This is a genomic window from Alkaliphilus hydrothermalis, from assembly GCF_016908555.1.
GTDB lineage: Bacteria > Bacillota > Clostridia > Peptostreptococcales > Natronincolaceae > Alkaliphilus > Alkaliphilus hydrothermalis.
On sequence record NZ_JAFBEE010000004.1, the window covers coordinates 128165 to 154777 of the forward strand.

Here is a 26613-nt window from a genome sequence, read left to right on the forward strand (position 1 = left end):
AAAATCTAGCAAAAGATTAACTAAGTGAACCTTTATTCATTCTAAAGGCTGTCGCCTTTTCTTCATTGATCCCATATTTCTTTTCATTCATTCTACTGGCTTCATCAATGATTTCCTTTACCACTGGAGCAATCATATAGCTTATAAAGCTTAATCCCAGTGCCACTACCAAACTTTCCACATTAAAGGGTTGGAATAGTTTTTTCATTTAAATCACCTCTTTCTAGCTGTCTATTGGGTTTAATCCTCAGTATTCTCATACTATTCATAATGGCTACTATGGAATTTACAGTATTTAAACTCTTTGCCTTAAATGGTCTAATATATCCCATCATTGCCAATAGCCCTAAGACAAAGTTGTAGTTTTGGGTAAAATCAACATTTCGATTGATTCTATAATAGCTTTTTTCCGTTAGCTCCAATAGTCTGGGGACCAACATCATATCTTTTTCAAGCATAAGGCAATCCGACTGGTGTTTCGCCTGCTGACAGGATTGATTAACAAATGAAATGCTAACATCAGCCTTTTCTAATGCAGGAAGATCATTTATTCCATCCCCAATCATTGCAACGGCTGAATTTTCTTGTTTTTTGTTAATATATCTTCCTTTTTCTTCATTACTCAACTCACCTTGATAACAAGTAATTCCTAGCTGATCTGAGAGATGGGCTACATTTCGCTTTAAATCTCCACTAATTATTGAAACATCTTCAATACCATAATCCTTTATTGAAGATATCATTTCCTTCACTTGATGCTCTAGCTCTTCCACCATGTATATTTTGCCTACTAACTTTCCATCAACTGCCACATAAACAATCAGATAAAAGCCTTTATTATTGGATTTGCTTTGTCCATTACCATTTAACTTAACTTTTTCCCTCGCCATGAGTTTTTTGCTCCCGATTACTACTTTATGACCCTCATAATCTGAGATAATCCCTTCTGATGGTATGTAAATAACAGAATGTTCCTGTTCTGTCCCTCCTTCCACCAGCCCTTTGATGTCTGCAGCCTTCGTAAGGGTCTGGGCGACAGGGTGACAAATATTACTTTCACAAGCGGAGGAGATCTCAAGGATTTTTTCCTCAGAGTAGTTTCTATCAAGAGATTCTATTCCTGCAATCCGTAGCCTACCCTTTGTTAAGGTTCCAGTTTTGTCAAAAACAACACTGTTAACCTCTAGGATTTTCTCAATCGTATTCACATTTCTCAGCAGTATTTTATTTTTCAATAATAGCTTCAAGTAATTTGATAACCCCGCATTCTGGGCCACTTTTGCAGCAGATGGAGTCATTAATAAAAACACCGATAATGGTGCTAATGTACTGCCTGTTATAAAATAACTACCTAAAGCCATAATCGAAGCTAAATACAGGGCCCTTTCCCTATGTTGTGTGGTTCTTTGATTGATCCTTAGGGATTTAAGTAAAAGGTCTTCCTTGAATAGGGTCTGAGGTATCTTTGTTACTTTTACTTTGATATCTCCTAAAATCACCACCATCCCTGCCTCTACCCGACTTCCCTTTTTCACCCGTTTTACATCCGGTTGTCCAGAATAATAAATATGATTGACTAAGGCTTCTCCCTCTGTGACTACCCCCTCCACCATGATTGTCTCTTTCTGATAAATGGAGACAAGATCATTCTCCTCTATCGACTGTAGGGGCATCAAATATCGTCCTTCGTCATGATTAAACCAAACTAAAGAATCTGGGTTGCTTTGGTTCTCCAGTAAGGTTTTTTGAATTTGTAGCTTGAAATAGGCGTCTAAAGCGTCAGTAAATGCCTTTAAGAATAGTAGCATTGTTCCTTTGTTTCCCTCCCTAGATAAGGTAAGGGCTGTACCTGCCACCAGCAATAATTTATCAGAATCAGTAGGGAAATACTTAGTTAGCTTTGTATATGTCTTTTTCAGTTGGGGATACCCTTTGATGATGGTAACAGCAGCAGCAATTTTAAGAATAGGTAAATGCCTATTGATAAAGAACTTTCCAAAGAAGTGTTGCTTAATTTTATAAGCTACATAAATGGAACCAAAAATAAGCATTTTCTTCTTTGCTACATGTAGTCTTTCCTCCTCCTTGATATATCCCTCATGTAGTTCGCCAAGATATTTAAGGTACTCCTTCTCTTTAGATAGCATTTTTTTAATTTTATTCACCAAAACTGTGTCTGTTACTTTATTGGGGTCATAGGTTATTGAAATCGTTCCAATTACAGGGTTTGATTTACTTTTTATTACCCCTTGTAGCTGATTCAAATATAGATTCGTCACTTGACAAAGTTTTGGATCATTATATATATTCTTTTCTTTGATTCTTATACGACCAGGTATTTGGCTTAATATTTCCATATGAAATCACCCCCTTAATTTCCTTATTAGTGTATTTTTTACATAATTTTTAATATTATTCATTGAAATCATTCTAATAGCAAAATAACCCAGCCGAAACTGAGCTATTTTAAATATAAAAACCACCAGTCCGAAAACTGATGGTCAAATATGAAAAGTAGTTCCTATAAGTACCTCCCATGCAATTTTGTCCACATTCCAGTATGCAAACTTACAAGATCTATCTAAGTGATACTGGGCATTCCGATTTTCTTAATTTGTCCTTTCTCCAAAACAACTACACGATCTGCCAACGCCACTGCATCTGTCCTATCATGGGTCACGAAAATAGTTGTGGTAGAAGTTTGCTTAAGAATGATTTTTAGCTCATCCCTAATTCTATCTTGTAAATCTTTATCAAGGTTACTAAATGGCTCATCTAATAACAATAAAGAAGGTTCTGGTGCTAAAGCTCTTGCTAAAGCAACTCTTTGTTGCTGTCCCCCACTCAACTCATAGGGGTACCTTTTTTTATAATCCCTTAAGCCCACCAAACTTAGCACTTCTTCAAATCTTTCATCCTTTTCTTTATTACTCATGTTCTTTAATCCAAACTTTACATTTCCCTCCACTGTCATATGGGGAAAAAGGGCATAATCTTGAAAAACCATACCTATCCCTCTGTTTTCAGGCTGAATAAAAACCCGCTCGTCCACAATTATCTTATTTTTAATTTTTATTAGTCCCTTCTCAGGCACTTCCAATCCGGCTATGATTCTAAGAATTGTACTCTTTCCACTACCACTTTCTCCTAATATAGAGATTATCTCCCCTTTAGATATTTCTAAATTAAAATCTTTTACAATTGCCTCATCTGAGTTTTTGTATCTAAAGGACAGTTCCTTAATTTCTATGCCCATTGTCTTCTCCCTCCTTGTCTACTAACCTATGAAAGATCAGAATCGAAGTAAAACTTATTAGAATAATAATCAGTGACGGGATAGCCGCCTCATAGATATTTTCATCACTTGCATATTTATAGGCTTGTGTAGCCAAGGTATGAAAATTGAAGGGCCTCAAAATTAATGTAAGGGGCAATTCCTTCATAATGTCTACAAAAACCAAAATAAAACCACTTAAAATAGCAGGTCCAATCATCTTAATATCTACTTTGAAGAAGGTTTCCGTAATCGTCATCCCTAGAGTTCTTGAGGCTTCAAAAAATGTTTTGCCAACTTTCTCAAACCCTGTTTCCACTGAATTGAAGCCAATCCCTAAATACCTAATAATATAAGCAGCACAAAGCATGGCAATGCTAGTACTTAACACAAGCTTAGAATCAGTATTAAATAAACGGTAAAGCCACAATAACTGACTATCTAGAGCAATGAACATCACGACTACTCCTATGGCGATGACAGCCCCTGGGATAGAGTAGCCTAAAATCGTTAGCTTTGCACAAATTCTCCCCAAAATACTTTTACTTATTCTTGTATAATTAGCTACTATTAAAGCAAGCATGATGATTATGATTGAAGAAATAAGGGCTAATGAAATCGAATTTAACATTAAGATTAAAAATTTACTGTTAAAAATCTTCTTGTAAGTCAAAAATGCCCAATACAGTAATTGTAGGGTAGGAATTAAAAACCCAATGCTTAGCACCGAAAAACTATAGCCAAATGCTAAAGCGGCCTTTAGGCCCTTTAATTTTATCCTTTTTATTGGTCTTACCTTCGTAGTCGTATAAGCAAATTTTTTTCTACCTCTTAAAAGATGCTCCAAGAATAATATGCTTACAACAACAATCATCAACAGGCCTGCCAGTTTAATGGCGGTATTCACATCACCAAAGGCAAACCAAGTACGAAAGATAGCTGTACTAAAAGTAGGTATATTGAAATATTGTACAACACCGTAATCATTTAATACTTCTAACAATACTAGGGTTGTACTGCCTATGATGGCTGCCCTAGAAATAGGCAAAACAACAACCCAAAAAATCTCTAAAGGTTTCCTTCCTAATACCCGAGAAGTCTCAATCAAGGATGCGGATTGCTTTTCTATAAATGCCCTAGTAATGGTGTAAACATAAGGAAATAGAAACATCGTAAATATAAAAATCGACCCTTCAATTGTCATTATGTTAGCATATTTCTGATTGATCTTTAAGTCAAAGAAATTTCTCAAGAAGGTTTGGATTACCCCTGTATAATTGATTAAGCCTGTATAAGTATAGGCAGCTATATAAGGTGGAATAGCCAAGGGTAAAATTAAAGTCCATCGAAAGAACCCTCTTAGGGGAAAATCATAAACTGATACAAGCCAAGCTAAACTTGTTCCGATTATAAGAGAAAAAGCTCCTGTGAACAGTAGAATAACAAGCGTATTGATAACGTACTCCTCTAGCAGGTAAGTCTTAATATGCACCCAATTATCATTGGCTTCTTTAAAAACATTACTAAGAATATTGATATTTGGCAAAATAATTAATAATATGATGAGGAGACTTAAAACAGCCCACCCATTAAATTCGAGTTTTAATTTTCTAAGGCTGAGCACGAGTACACTCCTTTCGTGGGATAGGTAAAAAGCAGCCATTGATGGCTGCTTTTAAAGAATTGTATTATTTCCAACCAACTTGATCAAATACTTTTGTAGCCTGGGCATTAAATTCACCTAATTTTGCAAGGTTTATATTCTGAGTTTTAAACTCACCCCAAGACTTCAATAAATCTGTAGCTTCAACGTTAGCATTAGCTGGATACTCATAATTGCCTTCTGAGAACTGTTTTTGTGCTTTTTCACTCGTTAAAAACTCCATAAACTTAATCGCGTTTTCTTTGTTTTTAGCCGCTGCTGTTAAACCGATTCCACTAACATTAATATGAGTTCCTGCCTCATTTTGATCAGGGAAGAAAATCCCAAGACTTTCTCCTATTTTCTTTTCTTCTGGATTAGAAGAACCCATTAATCTTCCGATATAGTATGTATTTGAAATCGCTATGTCACCTTCACCAGCTGCAACTGCAACAGCTTGATCTGTATCCCCACCTTGTGGCTCTCTTGCCATGTTAGCCAATACACCTTCAGCCCAATTCTTAGCATATTCTTCACCATAAATATCTATAAAAGAAGCCATTAGGGACTGATTATATATATTAGATGAGGATCTTACTAATATTCTATTCATCCATTTATCGCTAGTTAAATCTTCATAGGTAGATAGTTCAGAAGGCTGTACTCTATCTTTTGCATAAACGATTACTCTTGCTCTTACAGTTAATCCATACCAGTAGTTTTCAGGATCTCTTAAATTCTCTGGAATATTAGCCGTCAACGTATCATTAGAAGCCGCTTGTAACAATCCGTCTTCTTTAGCTCTCCATAACCTTCCTGCATCAGCTGTAATCAATAAGTCAGCTTCTGTATCTTGTCCTTCTCTTTTGAGCCTTTCAATCAGCTCATCAGACTTTGCATTAACTACATTAACCTTAATACCCGTTTCCTCAGTAAAAGCTGCATATAACTCTTCATCAGTGTCATAATGTCTATCAGAGTATAGATTTACCACTTGCTCAACATTATTGTCTTGCTCCCCACCATTATTAGTAGTGTCTCCTGTTGTTGTAGTTGAGCAGCCTGCTAAAACAGTAAGCACAACCACTAGCAAAAGGCTGATTGTAATCCTTGAAAATCCCTTCTTCATTTTATTGCCTCCTTAAATTAAATAATAATTGATAATAACTATCTTTACTTATTGTAAATGATAATCATAATCAAGTCAATCTATTTTATTAACTAATTCATGTATTTTTACTTCATTAGACTCTACAGCCTTTCTGTTCTTTCTATAAGCGTTGTCACAGCTGGTGTATAGGTCATACTCGTCCTTTTGTATTGAACTTGTCGTATAAATTAAGAACCACCAGTCCGAAAACTGGTGGTCACTATAATAAAATTATAGAAAGGGTAAATTCCCAAGATTGCTATAAATTCTTAATACTAGGGTTATTAACGTTTGCCCATGCATAATTACGGTCAATATACCTAGTCATTCTGTAGGCTATGGGCTTAAATCCACACTTAGGCCAAAATGTTGAAGAAGCAAGGTTGGTTATTCTCCAATCTGTTGTTATGTTGCCATACCCCTTATCCTTCATTATCCTGCATCCTTCATCCATTAATTTTTTACCAATGCCACTGCCCATATGGGATTGATACGTACCTGCCGTACATAGTTCTATTCCATCATCAGGTGTCATCAAATTCGGGGTAATCATTTTATACATTTGAAACCCTAACTCCTTTTTATATTTTTCTGCAAGAAGAACGATATCATCATCTTTCTCTACCGACTCTTTGAAACCTTCATTGATACTGGCTAATACTTCCGGGAGGGCTGGACTAAATACAGGTGCAGCATTTTGAAATATAGAGATTATACTAGACATTCTACCCATTGCTTCACTGTCCATTTTATTAGCAAGTCTGATATCTGCATCAGCTGCATTTTCAAAAGGCTTATATTCCCTTATGTTCATTACAGCATGTACTTGCTCTATAGCAAAGCTTAATTGCAGAAATGCTTCATAGTATACTGTACCGCCAATAGGTACTAACCCAGAGTGGCTGAAGCAACCTTGTTGGAGCCACAGAACTGAAGCCTTGGCATATAGATGCCTTATGAGTTCAGATGATTGGTCCAATCTGATGGCAATCCCCTCATAGGGTATGATGGCAGCCCTGCCTATCCTATTATTAATCTTGATGTCTCCCATGAGATATCCTACTAGTTCATCATTAACGAATGCACCCACCCCAATAATTTTATTATTGGCGAACATTTTCTCAAGCCTATAGGTGATATACTCCATATTAAGACAACTATTTTTTAAGAATGGAAATACCTCAGCCTCAAGATTTTGCCTATCTATTAGTAAATCAGTCATTACAGGTATGTCATCAATATTAATTAATCTGAATTCATAATTATTTTTCATTTTTATTCCCCCTGACAAGTTTATTTCTTACAAGTACAAAGACTCTAATATAGTGTGCAAATAAAAAAACTGTAATTAAGAGATAATTACAGTTAAAATCATTTTAATTGATGCATGCTATTAAGCATGGTAATAAGTACCAATATTAAGGTAGCAGATAATGATTTATTCTATATTAACTCTACTTGCACATCAAATAGAAGTACAAACCTACGAGTAGATGTACACCTTTTGTACTAATTATCCAGTTGATAATTGAGTTAGCAAGTAGTAATTATCATTTTCCCACCCCTTTGGTATTGTTGCAATAATTATATCTAAAATTTGGTATTAAAACAATATTATTATGTTATCAGTAAAGTATTTAATTTGGTTTTAAAAGTTTCCTTCTTCTATTAACTGTAAGGCAGTCCCCAGCGCATCCATACCGGGGCGGTTAAAGTGGTGCGGGGTGGTGGGAAACTCATTTAAAGACCGTCCTTCACCGTCAGTTAGATAGTCTATATCCCACCTTAATATAATCCCTGTGTTGGGCAAGGTAAAGCGTGCCATATATGTAGAATATGCACCGCCAGTCTCCTCTCCCACAAGGGTAGCAAAGCCCATTTCTTTTGCGTGGCGGGCAAACAGCGACGCCGCAGAGAGATTTTTCCCATTAGTTAAAAGCCATACTTTACCACTAAATGGATAATTGTCTATGTTGGGAAATCCGATCTGTTGCATATGCCGCAATTCGATATTGCTAATACTGGTATTAAACTTGACCCCATAATCTAAATCTTGTATATCCTCCTCGTTAATATGTTGCAAATTATTTGATTCCATAATATTTCCTACTTTAAGCAAAGTATCAGTTTCCGCCATATATCGCGTATTCTTTGCTTCAAGTTTAAGATTGTCTTCGGCTAAAAATTCCCCAAGCTTGCTTCCTTTATAAAAAGCGTACAAAGGCATATCCGGCATATTCCTATCGGGCCAAAGGGGTTTCATAATAAGCATTCTCCAAAAATCTGGTGTTCCTCCTAAGTTATCCCTGATGTCAATGATCAAATGATCATATTTATGGACATCACGGTAAAATTTTTCCAAGGTTGTAGACATAGTCTTGGGGTTAAAACCCATGAAGCTTGACACATTTAAATAAGCGATCCTATCTTCCTCAATAATTTCTGTTTTAGTTACACTTTGGGGCAGTGAAATCGTAGGTTGACCACGGAAAACAAATTGGAAAAGAGCTTCATTCCCTTCAGCGAGGGTATTGTAAAAACTCTCCTGTTCTTGGTAAAATCTCTGGGATACAGGATTAGTGAAGGCATTGTAAATATAGGGTGTGTTTTGCTGACTCCAGGAGCTTGAGTAAATGGGTTGAAACATATTATATATACTAAAATCCATTGTAGAGGTATGGGCAAACCCTGAAAAGTGAGAGAAAAACTCATGGCAAATTATGCTCCAAAATATCTGTTGATCTAATTCAGGCATATCCTCCAAAGAAATACCTAGTTCATTTCCACGACCTTCAAGGGAATGTGGGTATTTCGCTATTATATCCCGTGTTTCCCGCCCCAGCGCCCTTATATCCACACCTAATCTTCTTTCTGCCACACCAAAATACGGAAAGGTGTCTTCCATTGTTTGCATCATGTAATCAAAGTCATTTAAAAAATCTTCTTTTGTCAGCTGTTTTTCCTCATCGGATGTCAATTGTTGATTAGTTGTCAGTTGTTCATCAACATTTCCACATGCGGTAAAAAACATCAAAGTCATTAATAATATGGAAATTATTGTGATTCTATAGTTCAATTTCTTCATTACTATAACCCTCCACTATTAAAAGTTTTTTGCCTTTTGAATTCTTTTCATTTTGTAGATTTGGTAAATTTATTAATATAACTATTATTATTCTACTGTTGGACATTTTTTCCTTCTCTTACTAAATAATTCCAGAAAAAATTTGTGTTCAGATCAAATAAACAGAAAAACCACCAGTCCTAAAAACTGATGGTCAAATATTTGGATGGGTAAAATCCCGAGGGCTATATTAATAAAACTTCTTGGCCTGTTGATATTCCTGAACAATCCTCAATGCTTCACCGAATCTTTGGAAATGCACTACTTCTCTTTCTCTTAAGAATCTTAGCGTATCCTTTAATCCTGGGTCGTCTGTCAGCTTAAGAAGGTTCTCATAAGTAGCTCTTGCTTTTTCTTCAGCAGCCATATCTTCATGTAGGTCTGTCACTGGGTCCCCGTGGGCTTGAATATATGTCGCTGTCCAAGGTACCCCATTGGCATCGGTATAGAATAGCGCTCCGTCACGAATGGCGTAGTTGCCACCAAGACCAGCAGCTTCTATTTCTTCCACTGTTGCATCCTTCATTAATTGATAGATCATGGTTACGATTATCTCTACGTGGGCAAGCTCTTCTGTCCCTATGTCAGTTAATAATGCCTTAGCTTCGTTAGTAGGTATTGTGTAACGTTGGTTTAAGTATCTCAAGGCAGCCGATAGTTCTCCGTCTGGTCCACCGTATTGAGTTAATAGGTATTTTGCCATTTTTAAATCTGGCTGACAAATTTTTACTGGGTATTGTAATTTCTTTTCATAAATCCACATTCAGTTTCCCTCCTTATTGATTTAGTAAACCTGCTCCCAAGGCCATGGTCCTTCTATCCACTTCCAAGGATACTGACTAGGAGAAAAACCAAAGTTTGTCAGTGGGCCATAAAGCATTTCATATTGTTGCTTCAGCATCATCAATTGCTTGTGAATCTGATTATATTCCATTAAAGCTCTTTGATCCTCCATATGGGTATCCAGGTATAGATTTAGTTCAACTGCTGCAAACTCCACCTCTTGAATCTGTCTCAATAGTGCTAAACGATCATCCATCATCATTACTCCCCTCCTAACTGACGCTCTGGCATATAGGGTTTATATAATTCTGGGAATAGAGTCCCCTTCATTAGTGCTTCTGGTAAAGGAAAGGACTGACAATAGTACTGATAAGGAACATATGCATTTGCATACTGGGGACAGGCAGGCATAAATGGAATTGGATAGATTCCAAAGGGTGACATCATTTTAGGATGATGTTGTCTAGGATCTTGATGATTCATTTCTTTTCCTCCTTTTACATTTTCTCAATCAATATTGACTGTAATATCATACTATTCAAATAGGAATATTTTGGTGTTTTAATTGTCGTATTTTTAAACTAAATATAATTAGACCTTTCCCTACAAATCAAGCTCAATATAAAAGTAAAAATCTAATTTACAATAGCAAATTAAACTACTTAACTAGTGAATCAACAGCCAACATGTTTTTATACAAAAAAGCAGACTAACCATTTTTGGTAAAGTCTGCTTTTTGATTTATTTTATTTGTTTGTATTTTAAATTTGTATCTTGAAGCTATCTACTATAGATTTCAACAATCTTTAGGATCACCTCTACCGCCTTGTTCATTGAATTAACTGGTATGTACTCAAATCTACCATGGAAATTGTGTCCACCTGTGAAAATATTTGGACAAGGTAGACCCATAAAGGATAATCTCGCTCCATCAGTACCACCACGGATTGGCTTGATGATGGGCGTAACACCAACTTCCTCCATCGCTTGCTTTGCCTTGTGAATGATGTCTATCACTGGCACAATTTTCTCCTTCATATTGAAGTAGGAGTCTTTAATTTCACATTGCACTGTTTCTTCTCCATATTTGAAGTTTAAAAGCTTTACGATTTCCGCCATCATTTGCTTTTTCTTTTCAAATAATTCAGTAGAATGGTCACGGATAATATATTGTAGAGAAGTTTCTTCTACATCACCTTTCATGTTGGCTAAATGGAAGAATCCTTCGTATCCCTCTGTATGTTCAGGTCTTTCTTGAGGTGGTAACATGCTATTTAATTCCATAGCAATCAGCATAGAGCTCACCATTTTATTTTTAGCTGTTCCAGGGTGAACATTTCTTCCTTTGATTTTGATTTTTACCCCTGCGGCATTGAAGTTTTCATATTCCAATTCTCCAATCTGTGCTCCGTCAATGGTATATCCAAAGTCAGCATTGAATTTCTCAACATCAAATAGATTTGCACCTCTACCAATTTCTTCATCTGGTGTAAAGCCTATTTTAATTGTGCCATGCTTAATATCTGGATTTAAAACTAAAAATTCCACCACCGACATGATTTCAGCAATACCAGCTTTATTATCCGCTCCTAATAAAGTTGTCCCATCAGTAGTAATTAAGTCTTCACCGACATAGGCCTTTAAGTCTGGGAATTCCTTTGGAGACATAACGATATTCTGTTCTTTATTTAAAACAAGATCTCCTCCATCATAATTCTTAACGATTTGAGGCTTTACATTCTTACCTGAGAAATCAGGACTAGTATCCATATGGGCAATGAAGCCAATTGTTGGAACATCCTTATCTATGTTAGAAGGTAAAGTCGCCATTATGTACCCATTTTCATCCATGTTGGCATCCTTCAAGCCTAATTCTAATAATTCCTTTACAATATACTCCCCTAAGTCTTTTTGCTTTAAAGTACTGGGGCATGTTTCTGAACTTGGATCAGATTTTGTATCGAATTTCACATACTCTAAAAACCGTTCTACAACCTTATCCATCCTGCTCCCTCCTTATTCTATCTAATTTAAGAAATTACAAACCTATACGATTCATTCATGTAAAATGAAATCTAACTACATCTTTTCTGGTTCTGGGTATTCAACACCAAAAGTTTCTACTGTTACTTCCTTCATCACTTGATCTTCATAGGGCTTGTCGGAATGATTTCGGTCAACAGAAACAATACGGTCTGCTTCTTCAATACCTTCAATCACTTTACCAAAGGCTGCATACTGCCCATCAAGATGAGGTGAGTTAGCCACCATAACAAAGAATTGTGATCCTGCTGAGTTTGGATTTTGAGCTCTTGCCATAGATAAAACCCCTTTAGTATGCTTTAAGTCATTCTTAAATCCATTACCACTAAACTCTCCTTTAATAGAGTATCCTGGTCCACCGATTCCTCTTCCTTCTGGGTCCCCCCCTTGAATCATAAAGCCTGGGATAACCCTGTGGAAGATTACTCCATTGTAAAAGCCTTTTTTGATTAATGAAACAAAGTTATTTACAGTATTTGGGACGATTTCTGGGTAAAGCTCCGCCCTCATTTGATTACCGTTTTCCATTGTAATGGTTACGATTGGGTTTTGATTTGTCATTTAAATCATCCTTTCTTGACTTACTGTTACTACTTACTTATCCATCTTACTATAGGTTTTATCAGTTTTCCATAATTTTCTCCATCTAACTTAAAATACCCTGTAAAAACGCAAAAAATGTATGGTAATTGATAGAATTATAGTCAACTTAGGCTTTTTCATATTTATTTCTTTTTAGGAACATCAATTATGATTTTTTGACAATCTGAACAATAGTAAGCATCTTAATACTAGTCTATCATAAATTCACTTAAATATTTTCCCTTAATTTAGTATTACAAAATATAAAGAGACGAGAGATTACCCTCGCCCCATGATCCCTATTCATCCATGTCAACATCCTTCTTACTCATCATCTTCTTTAAAAGTTGCAATTTAACATATCCACCTGCCACAACGACTACTCCTATTAAAGCCCACCAATACCATGCTAAATTTGGCATTTTTATTTCCCCCTATCTTAGTTTTAATTGTTTACTAAAGGACCTACTGATGATTAACAAAAATATGATGCTTGTGGCAACCGTTGCAAGGGTTGCAAATTCAAATGTAAACCTCTGGCTACCAGCTAGAAAGATGTTGCTGAACATCTGAAATTGCCAGTAGTTCGGAAATACATAAAATAAATAATGTAGTTGCTCCTTAACAAATATCGAAAGGATGGGTACTGTAAGATATATGGGCATAAGGACTTTAATAACTGCTATTGCAGTAATCTGATTGTTGGCGAATTTCCCCATGATTAGACTGATCATTGTCGTCAATCCAAAGGAAGCAACTAAGGCGATCATTAACAGTAAATAATTAATTGACCCACCCGCTATCATCCAACTGGAGGCAATGGCGATAATGGTGCCAATAACAAGGGCTAAAAGACCTCTAGCGGCAATATAAGAAGCTGAAGATACAGGTGAAACAGCCACTGCCCTGAGGGCACTCGTCTCCTTTTCAGCAACAATGTTAAAGCCCGATACCACACCTCCAAACAAGCCTGCCAGCATTACCAGCACTACTGTCATAATCTCCAATAGCATTGAGTTTTCCTTCCCCAAAGAAATGTGATTTATTGTGATGTCCGCTTCTCCAGTAGTAACCTTTGCTAAAATATTTTGGTAGGTTTGAATAACTTCAGGTGATTCATTCCCTTCAAATATTAGGCTAATCTTGCCATCTTCTTCAACAATCCCAGCCACCGAATCAATGGCACCTACCCGCTTTCTTACCGCCGCTTCCCCTTTAAAGTATTCCAGCTCCCCATATTCTTGTAGTTCTTGGAGTACTTCCTGCTGAATACGATCTTCTACAGCAAACCTAAAATTGACTTCCCCCACCGAAGGCAGGAACATCTTCATGCCAAAGGCCAATAACAGGGGTGCAATAATTAAATAGACAACAATATTATCCCGTAGAGCAGTGGTAATATCTTGTCGTATCATACTAAATATTGACTTCATCATCTCCCCTCCTTCATCAATCTACTCTCCACCACTAGGTGACACGCCCCATAGACAACGATATTCCCCAATGCCAACATGAGGATTAGCGATGCAAAGGTTCTTCCAGTTGGGAATAACACCTCGCTAAAGGCAAATATGATGGGATAGGAAGGAATCCAAGTAATCCATTTTGGAGCGAAGACTGGAAAACCATAGGATATGATCGGTAGCATATTAAGAATCAGAATCCCCATTCCAGCAAAAAACCAATCGGATATATTATTGAAATATACAGCTACAATCATCCCTAAAAGGGTATATAGGGTGACCCCTAATATAATCAATATTGATAAGTTAACGAAATCCACTGAGACTCCTAAAGTCAATAATACAAATGAAATCCCATAAATCAGGCCAATCACTAGGAAAACCGATACCTTTGAAAAAATATATTGGGATATCCCACTGGGACTGATGCGATAGGCCCGTAAGCTCCCCTCATTTTTCTCTTGAAACATAAATACGGCTATAAATAGAAAGCCTAAAATCAATACTTCAAAGGTCAATAGAGCTGCCACAGCTGTTTTATTTTTGGCAATTACCTCCCCTGGAGGTCTTATATATTTTACTTGGTATTCCCCTTCATCTTGAACACCTCTAATCCCCTTGACTAATGCCCCTAGACTGGCATCTATTAATTTTTGTCTTCTGGGATCTATCTGACTTTGATGAATTATGGTAAATTTAGGATTTTCAATCGTTCCTTCATAGACGATACCTATACTATAGGGGTTATCCTCTAGGGCCTGGTCTAAGGCTTCCCTAGACGCTACTAGGTTATCCGCTTCCTTCATTTGCAAATGAATCTGTTGTAGTACTTTTCCTTGACTATTGTCATAAATATACTGGGCTTGATCCTGTTGAAAATCCTCTGGTATTAAAAATTTAACGGAAACCACTAATAAAACCAAAGTCCCCATCAATACCCAAACCAGCGCATTTCTTAGGGCAATGACCATATCTTTTTTAAACAGATTGAAGAAGGTCTTCATTATGCCAGCTCCCTTCCCGTTAATTTTATAAAAATTTGTTCTAGGGTAGCCTCCTGAGTGTGAATGGTTTGAATTTTTTCTGTGTTAACTACTTCATTGAATCTGCTACGTTCATCTTCATTATCTAGGAAAAAAATCTTCTTTTTCAAGTCCCCATCTTTGCCTATATATTCCACCTTCACAGAGTTTTCTCCGTATTGCAGCTTGAGGTTTCTAGGAGAATCGCAGGCAACTATCTTTCCATCATTAAGAAAGGCAACTCGGTTACATAGTTCCTCTGCTGCGTACATGTTGTGGGTTGTTAAGAATACAGTACAACCTTCTTGTTGCTTTCTCTTAATAATTTCTTTGACTTTATTGGCAGTTGCAGGATCAAGTCCAGAAGTCGGTTCATCTAAAAATAGAATACTTGGGTTATTGAGCAAAGCCCTTGCCAAAACCAATCTCTGTTTCATTCCTTTTGAGTAAGCATTGGCTCTTTTATTAGCTGACTCTGCTAATCCCACCGCATCTAGGAGCTCCATCGGATCTAGGGTAGGTACGTTGAATAACCCAGCATAATATTTTAAATTCTCATAGCCAGTTAGCTTTGCATAAAGGTTGGGATGCTCAAAAGAAACTCCGATTTCATTGTAGAAGCTGTTTTTCATTTCAGAAATGGATTTTCCTTCATTAAGCACCTCTCCTTTTTGAATTTTCAATAAGCCCGTCATGATATTTTGAACAGTACTTTTTCCTGCTCCACTGGGACCTAAAAATCCAAAAATCTCTCCTTTTTTAATCTCAAAAGAAATATCATTTACTGCGTATTTCCCCTTTCCCGAGTAGTCATGGTGCAGATTTTTTACTTGAATCATGGGATAACCCCCTCCAATAGATTTGAATTAGTTTTCTTTAGGACCCTTAACTTTTTTTATGAGATTTTCCATTTCTTCAATATATTCATTTAAGCCCCTCAAACCTGCTGTCGTTAGTGATACCGTCGTCTCAGGCTTGTTGTCTTTTATTTTTTTAAAAATCTTAATAAAGCCTGCTTCTTCTAAATTTTTCAATTGCACCGATAGATTCCCCGAGGTCAACTCTAGATTTTCTTTGATCTCATTAAAGGGAACTTTCTTTTGGCTGTGACTGGCTAAATAGGTAAGAATCAATAACCTTACCCTTTCATGAATGACTTTATCAATTGTAAACTTCATTTACTGTTCACCCTTTTCTGCCACTGATGAAATTAATATCATGACATACATTAACAGCATCCCTATGCCAAAGGTAAAATTGACGATCAAGAGAGGATGAAGACTGAGCATTGACAACAGGGCGATCACACCCGATAGGACGAGCCAACTCCCTAGAACTAACAGCTCCTTTACATGAAAAATATTTACCATAGAGCTACAAAGCAAACCAAAAAAAATAGATAAAAAGGGAACAATATATTCCATATGCTGATTATTTACAAAGAAAACAATTATCATTGATATAGAGAAAATATAGGGAAGCATAATCACTAGAGATTGGCTAGTATAGACCTCCTTAAAGAGTTTTCCAACGGTAATATCTCTATTGACATGTTGGGCAGCCCCAAGAATTGTTTTCGTTTTGAAAACTCCAACAGCCGCCACCGATACGACTAATATTAAATAGACAATAAATTTAACACCAGAGGGGATCCCCTGAAAATCTCCGTACTTTCCAATCAAGAAATAGATACCACTTGATAAAGCAATAATTAAAAGCCCACTAAATAAAATAAATGTCTTTAGAATATCAGTAATAGACATGAACTTGAAGATATTGCTGTTCTTTGATATGGCTGTCTTGATAAAAACCAAGTCATCTATTACCTGCTTAACATCTTGTTCTTTGTTCATTTTTCAACAGCTCCTTAGGTTTATATCGTAAACTTAATTATAGTATAAATCACTTTGTATTTGATTGCAACTTTTTTTGCATATTTATTTTGTCCTTTTCTCATAAAAAAGAGTTCCCATGATAGGAACTCCGTAGAAACCAGTCACATCTCCTATACTAAAAACGAAACATGATTGGTCTTTTATTGTTTTATAGGTTTACAGCTGCTTAACCCATATATTCATATCCTCAAAACTCCCCGAGATATCACAGTTTTGAACCAGTGTTCCTCGATAACTATATCCATGTTTTGCAATAACATGGTTCATACCTGTGGAAATTGCCCTTGTTAGAGAAAATAGGTTGGGCACTTTCTTCTCTTTTAATCTATCTTCTAGATGGGCTATGATATGGCTTAAGAATCCATTTCCTCTGAATTCAGGTAGCGTTGCACAGTCGGTGATTTCTGCATTTTTGTATTTGGGGTTGATATCAGCAGAAGCGATACTGACGATTTTATCATCATGGGTGATTAATGAAAAGATTGTCTCTTCCTTCATTACCTTTTTAATGTATTTGGGTTGATCCATTGGGGTAGGATAAGTTTCAAACACCTTCCCAAAAACATTTGCCATTTCGATTACATCACTGACATCTGCTTTTCTAATCTCATATTCATCCGGTAATACTAATTCCTTAAGAGGTTTTTGATATTTTTTTTGAACAGCTTCGATTAACTGTTGCTGTTGCTCTTTGTATGGACTAAAGTTTCTTTCAGGGTTAAAAAACTGTGAATAAATATAGGCATCCTCTCCGTTATAGAAGCCATCTATTTTGCCCTCATATACTAAATCCAGTTGTTCCACGATTTCTAGATTACTGTCGTCAGAATAAACACTGACCTTTTCTATCTCGTGGGAATCATTGGTCCCTTCTATTTCCTCAAGCTGATCCTTTAAACAATCCTCGTCATATTGATAAAAGATCACCCTTTTATTGGTCTTATCAACAACAATATCCTCCTCTGGGCTAAGATTGATTATCTTATTTAAAATCTCCATTAATCATATTCCTCCCTTTCAATTCTTTTTAAATATCTCTATTTTGATACTATTACCTTCCCCTATCCCCCTTTTATAGTTCTTTTCTCTTTATTAGGTTAGGGAAATTTCACATGTTAGTTATATTACATAATGGATACACTACATTACAGAATGATTTGTTTTTCCTTGAGAATTTCACTAGACTACCATTCCTTTTCGTACTAAGTACTAATACATATGCATTCTTCATAAAAACGTTAAATGTGTGAAATTTCCTCAGCCGAATAAAAAAAAGTACTCCTCCTCTAATAAATAGAGGAAGAGTACTCAGATTTCGCCGTAAAGACTCATCTTAAGCCACCATAAAATGATAGCCTATCACTGGCCCCTTTGAGCCCGTGAGAATCCCATCTCATAACTGTTTTTCTTCATGGTTTTTAGCACTATTTAAAATGCTTATTATTATCCGTTACTTAACCCCATCCTAGTGACGTATAACAACTCGCATTTTTACCTTTTTCACCACAAATACTTCACATACTTTTAGTTTTTGACTTTATCTATTATAACATATTTTACTAACTAATTCAAATTAGTCCCTATGGGGTCTGTACTAATCCTATTAGTTTGAAAATGAAACCTTTACAATTATATGATTTAAATCCCAGATTTATGCTACTTAAACCTGTATAATACTATAAAAGTAGATACCCATTTTTTCATTATTTATTACATAATGGAGTCAAACAAAATAATTAAAGAAACGAAAAGGAAAATGAAGCCAAATTACTTTTATCATTACTATATCAAAACTATTCTACTCCACCTTAATCACCTTATCAATCGTTGCCCCACCTAAACAAACGTCGCCATCATAGAAGACCACTGCTTGACCTGGTGTTACAGAGCTTTGGGGTTGATCATAAATGACTTTACAGGTGGTTTCACTGGTGAAGAACACTGTTACCCCTTGGTCTGGCTGGCGATATCTGAATTTGGCAGTACATTTAAGAGGACCCTCTGGTAATTTTCCACTAACCCAGTTTAAATCGGTAGCCAATAATCCCTCTGAGAATAGTGCAGGATGATTTTCTCCCTGTACTACATAAAGGATATTCTTTTCTAAATCCTTTGAGGCTACGAACCAAGGTTCTCCTGTTCCAGCACCACCGATTCCAAGTCCTTTTCTTTGTCCTAGGGTGTAATACATCAATCCGTCATGTTTACCCTTTAACTCACCCTCTAGGGTTCTGATTTCCCCCGGTTGGGCAGGTAGATAGTTGCTTAGGAAGTCTTTGAAATTCCTTTCACCGATAAAACAAATTCCTGTACTGTCCTTCTTTTTCGCTGTGGCTAAATCATACTCTACAGCAATTTCACGGACCTTCTTTTTATCAATATGTCCAATTGGGAACATTGCCTTTGACAACTGATATTGTCCTAGGGCATTTAAAAAATATGTTTGATCTTTATTGGAGTCTGCTCCCCTTAAAAGCCTATATTCACCATCAACCTCATCCACCTGAGCATAGTGACCAGTGGCTAAATAATCAGCCCCCAGCTGTAGGGCATGTTCCAAGAAGGCCTTAAACTTAATTTCTTTATTACACATTACATCGGGATTTGGGGTTCTTCCCTTTTTATATTCGTCTAAAAAGTATGTAAATACCTTCTCCCAATATTGCTTTTCAAAATTCACTGTATAGTATGGAATTCCGATTTGATCACAGACCCTACGGACATCTTCATAGTCCTCTGCTGCTGAACAAAATCCAAATTCATCTGGCTCGTCCCAATTCTTCATAAAGATTCCAATTACATCATATCCTTCCTGCTTCAACAACAATGCTGCAACAGAAGAATCCACTCCCCCCGACATTCCAATGACAACTCGGGTATTCGCCTTTGATTTTTCCATGAAGTGATCCTCTCCTTTTTAAATTACTACTTTATATTATCATACTTTATATTATCATACCGATTCCAATAGGGATATACAAGCCTTAGAGGAATTTTTATTATCTATTCTTTTTCATTTTCCGATTTATCCAGTTCATCAAAAAATTCAGGGTCTCTTTTTTTGATTTCTTCGAAGTATTCATCTCGATTACCGTGATAAGGGATATTCTCCCCAAATAATAGCTTTTCTAAAGTCATTCTTGTTTGATTCCCAACACATTTTTTTTGATGGTAGGAGCATTCATGACAGGTATTTAGAGTCTCCACTAAACTTTGTCTTAAATTTTTACTGTCATAATGGTGATGCTTGCATAGGGGAATATCCCATTCTTCTTCTGGAAGGAATTCTTCCTTATCCTTAGCCATCTCCAGCTTTTCATTGAGACAGCGTATGGTACACTTTCCCTGTTGACAGGCAAGACATTGATCGTCCAATGTACAGACAGTCTGAAGAGCCTGTTGAATTCTTTGTGTATTGATATATAGGTTCCCTGCCGCCTTCTTCAATGGTGTATCCTCCATTGTCGCCTTTACCTTCATAATTTTTCTTAATCGGTAAACCACAATCCCAGCTAAAAGTAAGAGAAAAATAGTAATATATGTAGGGGTCATAAACTGACTTGGTATAGTGTCCTTTAAGGCTAAAATACCAAATCCAATAAAAATTGAAGCAGATGCGATTTTTAATGTGACCTCTGGAATTTTCTTTCCTAACCTACTACCAACAAAAACCCCTAAAGCACTGGTGCAGACCATACCTAAAATAGATCCTATGAGCAGAAATAATGGATACTGGGATTCAGTAGCAAGGGTAATGGCTGTCAACTGGGTTTTGTCCCCCAACTCTCCAATAAAAAACGCCATAGACACGGTAAAGACTGGACCCAGCTTATATTTAGTGTCTTCTTCATCTTCCTCTTCCCCTGCAATCTTCAATGTCCAAATACCAAAGCCCACAAAGGCAAATGCAGCTACTAATCTAATGGTGCCTAGGTCTAAGGAAGCCCATCTGCTCAAGTATGTCCCCAGCAACACTGCCAATCCATGATTAAAAAAAGAACCCAAAGCTACTCCTATAAGCACCTTACGTAGGGGATATTTTGTTGCGAATGCCATGGCTAAAATTTGAGTCTTGTCCCCCATTTCTGCCATAAAGATAAAGAATAAAGCATTTAATAATTCGCCAATCAACCAAATCATCTCCTTATAAATTGGAATAATTAAAATAATAGAAAAAGCGACACTTTTATGCTTAATAAGGTAGGTAAATTAAACCAACTTATCAAACGCAAAAGTCTCGCTTCTTTAGAGATACTCTAAAGTGGATAGCACCAGACCTCTTGGTCAGCATGTTGACACTATCCGTAACAAAGCTACAGCTACTCCCTCTTTCGTTAATTGGAATTTCTATGAGATATTATCACAGATCATAACTCCTGTCAAATACTATTATTCGTAAAAAAGCCTCCATCATTCTAACTTTTTCAAATAGTTAAAAATTGGAGGCTGTAATTATTCAATTGATTCAACTACATTTCTTACCCATTTTTTAGAAATTACCCTTGGCACCCCAAAGATCGCCTTGACCACTTCTTCACTGGTAACTAAAGCCACTACCCAATGGATTGGTAGGTGGAGCACATGGGCCCCGATAAAGGCTAGCGGTACACCATAAAGCCATACACTGGACATTTCAAGGATTAGGGAGAACTTTGTATCTCCACCACTTCTTAATATTCCAATGATTAAAATTGTATTGAAGATTTTGAAGGTCATGAAGAAAGAAATCACCATTAGAATATATTTAGCATTTTGATATACCGTATCAGATATATTGAAAAAACTTAAAATAAAGGGTGCGGTTGTAAATATAAGTACCCCCAACAGGATGCCTGTTACAACACTCAAAATAGAGAATTTAAAACCATAATCTATCGCTTCCTTCTCATTTTTAGCACCTATGCTATTTCCCAGCATGACAGCACAGGAGTTACCTAACCCAAAAGCCACCACCATAAAAATACTTTGGACAGTGTTGGCAATCTGAACGGAGGCTATGGCCTCTGTACTGATTCGAGCATATGAAATGGAGTACATGGTCATTCCCACCACCCAGAAGCCCTCATTTAATATTACAGGCAACGCGGTGTCGATGTATCGTTTAAACAGATTTCTTGAGATATGAAATAGCTCTTTAATTCTCCCTGCTAATACCATTTTTTGGCGATAGACCACCGTTAATAAAAACACTATTTCCAATCCTCTTGACACTAAAGTAGCCAATGCTGCCCCTTGAATCCCCATTTGAGGAAAACCAAAATTTCCAAAAATCAATAAATAATTTAGCAGGGTATTAGTAAGTAACGAAACTCCACTTACCACCATTGGTAACTTTGCTTGCCCTATGCTTCTCAAGATAAAGGAATAGGCAAAGCTAATGGCAGTAATAAAGTAGCTTAAGGAGACAATCCTTAAATATTTGCTGCCTAATCCAATTACTGTCCTATCTTTAGTAAAGATCCTTAGCAAAAATTCAGGGTTAAAAAAGGCCAGTACTGCGAAAAGTATACTGAGGCCCCCGCCTAAAATCAGGGTGATTCCCAGTACCCTTTTGATGTTTGAAGTATCCTTCTTTCCCCAAAATTGAGCTGTAAAAATTGCCCCTCCGCTATTAATTCCGAAGAGTAGGAGGTTTAATATAAAGAAATATTGATTAGCTAAACCCACTGCTGCGATTTCTGCTTCTCCTAGCCTTCCGATCATTACCGTATCCACCATGTTTAATGATGAAAAAATTAAGTTTTGAAGGGAAATAGGAAGTGCAATTGTCAGCATTCTCTTTATAAAAGTTCTATCCATTATGTTGGATGATGTAATAGTCATAAAATCACCTTCCTTGCCCTTCTGATTGTACTCTATATTATGGGCACTGTAAAGGTATTTCGGGTAACAAAATTAAATCTTACTACTTTTCCAATACTCTTGCAATTTCATCGCCGCAAACATTGCACTTTCCTTGAATAATTAAACCAAAATAGTCATCCTCAATTGAATAATTCACAATCCTAGTAAAGCATCGACAGTTGGTACAAAAGCTATTTTTCAATACTCGTTCACGATTCTTTTTAGGAATTCTCATCCAATTTATACTAATTGGGTCCATAATTATTACTCCTTTAATTAGGTTTTAATTTCTATCATTATAGTACCCTGTTTTTTGTGAATTATATACTCACTCTTATTCTACTTCCCTTTCAAGTGCCAAAATAGTTGTATTTTCCTCTTGATGACTTGAGATTCTTTCAATTTTATCAAACTTACATTTATGCCAAAACTTTAGTCCCGAAGTGTTTTTTAGGTTTACTCCTACAAGAATTCTCTCAAAGTTACATTCTGCTGCCTGTTTATTTACGTACTCTACAACTTCCCTACCAAAACCTTGCTTTTGATAATCAAAATGACAATATAAAAAACCAATATATAAGTCTTGATCTGTTGGATAACCATGATATAGTTCCAAAAGTCCCATCAATTGATCTGTTTCTTTAATGTAGATCCCCATCATCCGATAAAAATCCTTGCTTGCATTAGGTATAGGGGGTAAATCTCCTTCTGTAAGAGATTTATATATGTTATCTGTATTATACTCTATTCCTAGCACATCCTTTAACACCCTACTGGTATCATAGAGTTGCTGTAGCTTTTCTGCCTCTTTCATAGTTGCCTTTTTAATAATTAATCTTTCGGTTTCTCCATATTCTTGTATTAGTTTAACAGTCTTCCAATATACCCTTCCATCGGTGCTTCTGTCTAAAAATCCCTTTTCAAATAGTTCCCTTCTAAAAAAGCAGTGATCATTGCAAGTCTGTGCTTCCTTTAATACCTCATTGATTTCTTCCTCTGTATATTCCACCCCTTGCTTAAATTTTGTCGCTAAATAATCCAGAACAATCCATTGGTTATTTTTCTTTGCAGGCCATCCCTTTACTCTATTTTCTTTATCTAAGTAGTTTTTGATGGTATTATTTTCATTCTTCATTCCCAATACTCCCCCTTAAACTAATTCTTCAACCAATATTGACTACAATCCTTACTTCTTTCCATGAAGCCATACTGTATCAAATATCTTCTGAGGGTAACATAATCCTCGTAGAAGCTTTTGAGCACTTGATTGACTTCCTTCTCTGAATATTTCTTGGTGGCATCAAATTTTTTGATCATATACTTTAGTACAATGATTTTTCTCTTCTCCTTCGCAGGGAACTCCTTTAATCTTTCTATTCCATCTTTGCTAGTAAAGTATGTCTTAATCACCTTCTCCATTTCTTCACCGGAAACGGCATATCTCTCATCCACCATCATTGCTCCCTTATGAATATCTACCAACTTCTTTGGACTTTCCTCTTTAGAATGATCCTTTTCTTCTAAAAGTCCCATAATGGCTGAGAAGATTTTGGCTTGTTTTTCCTTCTCCTTTAGCTTAAACCTATGGTTTCTTATTGTAGAAGTACTACCTCCCCCCATAAGACCAGTAATTTCCTTGTCGCTAAGTCCTTGATAAAAGTACTTTAATAGCTCTTTTTGAATTTCAGTCAAACCTGTAAAGACCTTATTCATATTCACAAGATAATCAAATACAGAATCATGTTCCTGCTGAATATGATTTTTAACTGCTCTGCTGGCCTCCATCAACATTTCATTTTCTCTGTAGATGATACCTTTCTCAAAGCTTTTACCACAGATTAAACAAATGTATTCTTCCCTTGACTCCTCATAAATGAAACCCTGCTTTAGCTCCTCCACCGAGGCATTCCAGAATATTTCGTTTAAATCCTTCATTTTCATCTCTCCTTTAACACCAATCCCAATCCTATTACTTTTGATATTGGCTTATCATATTTGATTGTAGTTTTTTTCAAACAGCTCTAAAATATATCTATTTATTATTAGATATTATTTGTTTTTGTTTGTTTTATTATAGACATTATATATTTTTGTTTGTTTTTAGTCAATGACTTTTAGAAAAATTTCCTAGTAATGTTTTCTAACAAGATATTGATTTTAAGGTTACGCCCTCTTAACATATAAGTAAAAAAAGATGACTCCTATTTAAATTCAGGAATCACCTTTTCTTAACTTTTTAAAACTTACGAAAGCCACTACCCAATGACTTAAGATATATTGATCATAATAATTTCCTACTACTCCCTTAAAATCTTTCTTTAGTTCTTTCTTTAAAAGATTATCTTATATATTCGCTACTAACCAACAGATCCTCTATTACTTCCGTTGGTATTACAAATTCCACCACCCCCATATATCCTGGAGCCACAACATATTTATCAAAAGAGATTACCAACTGTCCAATATCGTTGATATAAAAATCTTGATTTAATTTTATACTTACGAAGGGTTCTATATCCCCCTCCTTTACCCAGTAGACTTTGTCTGAGTCATTACTCATTTCCTTTAGCATTTGTTCCTTAATGTTTTCGCTAATTCTTTCCTGATAACTTTCATTGATAAAGAGACTCGGAAGGGTAACTAATATTTCATTCTTTTTGTCAATGGTATCATATTGCATTGTCGTAGAGGAAGAACCCACGGTATTCACTACATAGCGGCCAATAGACAAGATTTGATCATTATCAGTTTTGATGATATATCCACTATCTACCCCTAGATGTCCTCCACCAGCTTCTTTTAATTTTTCTATGTCCTTCATGAATTCTTCGTATAGTGCTTTATTCTCTTCGTAGTATTTTTGATTGATAGTATTTTGTAGATCAATATTTTCCAGTCCATCTATTACAGGTACTTTAATATTTGCATTAAAGGTGTCTTCATTAAAGGTAAACTCCCTAAATGTAAGGACCTTCACCAACTCTCCAACGACAGGTATTTTTTCCATGGCATTTGCTACGGTTGAACTGGCATTGATACTTCCTATGAAAATTACTGCAATTGCAGCAGCCGCAAGTAGTTTTTTCCTTAACTTCATTTTTCTTTTCCTCCCGATTTCGTTACCTGCTTCCTTTTCTAGTTCTTTTTCCCCTTTCGCTTTAGACTCTCCTTCTAATTCAGTTTTCACTTCTTTAATTGCTTTATCGACTATAAAATCCAATTCCTCTGGTATTTCAATATTCTTATATTCACTTTTAAGTTGATCCATCCTATTCATAATGCTCCTCCTTCATTTCCATTTCAACCCGTAGTTTTTTCAAAGCTGAATAGAGTCTTGTTTTGATGGTGCTTAAATTTTCATCCAATGTATGAGCTATTTCCGTGAGCGTTAGATCCTCAAAGTATTTTAAAACAATAATTGTCCTATAGGGTGGGGGCAGGAGGTCTAGGGCTTTCTCAAGATCCAAATCTGTATAATGATCCTCCACTGCTTCTGCATGGAATTCTAGTATCTCATCCTCCATTACAGTGAGTTTTTTATTTTTCCTTAAAAAATCTATGGCGGTATTGACTAATATTCGATAGAACCAAGTCTTTACATACTCTTTATTTTGCAAAGTATCTACTGACTTCAAAGCTTTATAAATACTATCATGGAGGATATCTAAAGCATTCTCTTTGTTTTTTACATAGCTATAGGCTGTTTTATAGAATGCCTCCTTGTTTGCAAGGATATGACCTTCTACAAATTTAAACCTCTCATTCTTTTCCATTTTTATTGTGACTCCTTT

At 36.0% G+C, this 26613-nt stretch carries 27 protein-coding genes and 1 pseudogene; all 28 read right to left on the reverse strand.

Annotation, left to right across the window (positions count from 1 at the left end):
- Positions 1 to 16: 16 nt before the first annotated feature.
- The 28 genes and pseudogenes from JOC73_RS04735 to JOC73_RS04860 all read right to left on the reverse strand — a co-directional run bounded on the left by JOC73_RS04735 (position 17) and on the right by JOC73_RS04860 (position 26595).
- Positions 17 to 208, reverse strand: coding sequence for a hypothetical protein (locus JOC73_RS04735; protein ID WP_204400715.1), 192 nt, complete (start codon positions 206 to 208; stop codon positions 17 to 19).
- Positions 183 to 2357, reverse strand: coding sequence for an HAD-IC family P-type ATPase (locus tag JOC73_RS04740; protein ID WP_204400716.1), 2175 nt, complete (start codon positions 2355 to 2357; stop codon positions 183 to 185). Before JOC73_RS04740 ends, JOC73_RS04735 begins: the two co-directional genes overlap by 26 nt.
- Positions 2358 to 2581: 224 nt before the next feature.
- Positions 2582 to 3256, reverse strand: a complete 675-nt coding sequence (locus JOC73_RS04745) for an ABC transporter ATP-binding protein (RefSeq protein ID WP_204400717.1) — start codon at positions 3254 to 3256, stop codon at positions 2582 to 2584.
- Positions 3240 to 4820, reverse strand: coding sequence for an ABC transporter permease (locus tag JOC73_RS04750; RefSeq protein ID WP_330613112.1), 1581 nt, complete (start codon positions 4818 to 4820; stop codon positions 3240 to 3242). The genes JOC73_RS04745 and JOC73_RS04750 overlap by 17 nt, the downstream gene beginning before the upstream one ends.
- Before the next feature lie 142 nt (positions 4821 to 4962).
- Complete coding sequence (locus JOC73_RS04755; protein WP_204400719.1) at positions 4963 to 6045, reverse strand: Fe(3+) ABC transporter substrate-binding protein; 1083 nt, start codon at positions 6043 to 6045, stop codon at positions 4963 to 4965.
- Between the two features lie 280 nt (positions 6046 to 6325).
- The gene (locus tag JOC73_RS04760; protein ID WP_204400720.1) at positions 6326 to 7339 is read right to left on the reverse strand and encodes a GNAT family N-acetyltransferase; all 1014 of its coding nucleotides are present in this window, start codon (positions 7337 to 7339) and stop codon (positions 6326 to 6328) included.
- Positions 7340 to 7714: 375 nt separating this feature from the next.
- On the reverse strand, positions 7715 to 9151 hold the full coding sequence (locus JOC73_RS04765) for a S41 family peptidase (RefSeq protein WP_204400721.1): 1437 nt from the start codon (positions 9149 to 9151) through the stop codon (positions 7715 to 7717).
- Between the two features lie 229 nt (positions 9152 to 9380).
- Positions 9381 to 9953, reverse strand: a complete 573-nt coding sequence (locus JOC73_RS04770) for a manganese catalase family protein (protein WP_204400722.1) — start codon at positions 9951 to 9953, stop codon at positions 9381 to 9383.
- A 21-nt stretch (positions 9954 to 9974) separates the two neighbouring features.
- Positions 9975 to 10235 (reverse strand): spore coat protein CotJB, encoded by a 261-nt coding sequence (locus tag JOC73_RS04775; RefSeq protein WP_330613113.1) that lies wholly within the window; start codon positions 10233 to 10235, stop codon positions 9975 to 9977.
- Complete coding sequence (locus tag JOC73_RS04780) at positions 10235 to 10456, reverse strand: spore coat associated protein CotJA (protein ID WP_204400723.1); 222 nt, start codon at positions 10454 to 10456, stop codon at positions 10235 to 10237. The genes JOC73_RS04775 and JOC73_RS04780 overlap by 1 nt, the downstream gene beginning before the upstream one ends.
- 297 nt (positions 10457 to 10753) lie before the next feature.
- Positions 10754 to 11977, reverse strand: a complete 1224-nt coding sequence (pepT, locus tag JOC73_RS04785) for a peptidase T (protein ID WP_204400724.1) — start codon at positions 11975 to 11977, stop codon at positions 10754 to 10756.
- Between the two features lie 75 nt (positions 11978 to 12052).
- Positions 12053 to 12577, reverse strand: coding sequence for a peptidylprolyl isomerase (locus JOC73_RS04790; RefSeq protein ID WP_204400725.1), 525 nt, complete (start codon positions 12575 to 12577; stop codon positions 12053 to 12055).
- A gap of 164 nt (positions 12578 to 12741) precedes the next feature.
- Positions 12742 to 12801, reverse strand: a pseudogene (locus JOC73_RS15495) (PF20097 family protein); the annotation flags it as partial.
- Between the two features lie 96 nt (positions 12802 to 12897).
- Positions 12898 to 13020: a hypothetical protein gene (locus JOC73_RS15270; protein ID WP_279381026.1), complete on the reverse strand. Its 123-nt coding sequence runs from the start codon at positions 13018 to 13020 to the stop codon at positions 12898 to 12900.
- A gap of 12 nt (positions 13021 to 13032) precedes the next feature.
- Positions 13033 to 14031, reverse strand: a complete 999-nt coding sequence (locus JOC73_RS04795; protein ID WP_204400726.1) for an ABC transporter permease — start codon at positions 14029 to 14031, stop codon at positions 13033 to 13035.
- Entirely contained in the window at positions 14031 to 15065 is a 1035-nt protein-coding gene (locus JOC73_RS04800; protein ID WP_204400727.1) for an ABC transporter permease, read from the reverse strand. The genes JOC73_RS04795 and JOC73_RS04800 overlap by 1 nt, the downstream gene beginning before the upstream one ends.
- Positions 15065 to 15922 (reverse strand): ABC transporter ATP-binding protein, encoded by an 858-nt coding sequence (locus JOC73_RS04805; protein WP_204400728.1) that lies wholly within the window; start codon positions 15920 to 15922, stop codon positions 15065 to 15067. The genes JOC73_RS04800 and JOC73_RS04805 overlap by 1 nt, the downstream gene beginning before the upstream one ends.
- Before the next feature lie 27 nt (positions 15923 to 15949).
- Positions 15950 to 16261, reverse strand: coding sequence for a transcriptional regulator (locus JOC73_RS04810; protein WP_204400729.1), 312 nt, complete (start codon positions 16259 to 16261; stop codon positions 15950 to 15952).
- Positions 16262 to 16936, reverse strand: a complete 675-nt coding sequence (locus tag JOC73_RS04815) for a hypothetical protein (protein WP_204400730.1) — start codon at positions 16934 to 16936, stop codon at positions 16262 to 16264.
- A 198-nt stretch (positions 16937 to 17134) separates the two neighbouring features.
- Entirely contained in the window at positions 17135 to 17977 is an 843-nt protein-coding gene (ablB, locus tag JOC73_RS04820; RefSeq protein WP_204400731.1) for a putative beta-lysine N-acetyltransferase, read from the reverse strand.
- 799 nt (positions 17978 to 18776) lie between these two features.
- On the reverse strand, positions 18777 to 19877 hold the full coding sequence (gene mnmA, locus JOC73_RS04825; RefSeq protein WP_204400732.1) for a tRNA 2-thiouridine(34) synthase MnmA: 1101 nt from the start codon (positions 19875 to 19877) through the stop codon (positions 18777 to 18779).
- 104 nt (positions 19878 to 19981) lie between these two features.
- Positions 19982 to 21109 (reverse strand): TMEM165/GDT1 family protein, encoded by a 1128-nt coding sequence (locus JOC73_RS04830; protein ID WP_204400733.1) that lies wholly within the window; start codon positions 21107 to 21109, stop codon positions 19982 to 19984.
- Between the two features lie 321 nt (positions 21110 to 21430).
- Complete coding sequence (locus JOC73_RS04835; RefSeq protein WP_204400734.1) at positions 21431 to 22801, reverse strand: MATE family efflux transporter; 1371 nt, start codon at positions 22799 to 22801, stop codon at positions 21431 to 21433.
- Positions 22802 to 22883: 82 nt separating this feature from the next.
- Entirely contained in the window at positions 22884 to 23081 is a 198-nt protein-coding gene (locus JOC73_RS04840; RefSeq protein ID WP_204400735.1) for a hypothetical protein, read from the reverse strand.
- A gap of 75 nt (positions 23082 to 23156) precedes the next feature.
- A complete protein-coding gene (locus JOC73_RS04845; protein WP_204400736.1) occupies positions 23157 to 23957 on the reverse strand; it encodes a GNAT family N-acetyltransferase in 801 nt (266 codons plus the stop codon).
- A 20-nt stretch (positions 23958 to 23977) separates the two neighbouring features.
- Entirely contained in the window at positions 23978 to 24757 is a 780-nt protein-coding gene (locus tag JOC73_RS04850) for a DUF2087 domain-containing protein (RefSeq protein WP_330613114.1), read from the reverse strand.
- 403 nt (positions 24758 to 25160) lie between these two features.
- Positions 25161 to 26099, reverse strand: coding sequence for a DUF3298 and DUF4163 domain-containing protein (locus JOC73_RS04855; protein WP_204400738.1), 939 nt, complete (start codon positions 26097 to 26099; stop codon positions 25161 to 25163).
- The gene (locus tag JOC73_RS04860; RefSeq protein WP_204400739.1) at positions 26092 to 26595 is read right to left on the reverse strand and encodes a sigma-70 family RNA polymerase sigma factor; all 504 of its coding nucleotides are present in this window, start codon (positions 26593 to 26595) and stop codon (positions 26092 to 26094) included. The genes JOC73_RS04855 and JOC73_RS04860 overlap by 8 nt, the downstream gene beginning before the upstream one ends.
- Positions 26596 to 26613 lie beyond the last annotated feature (18 nt).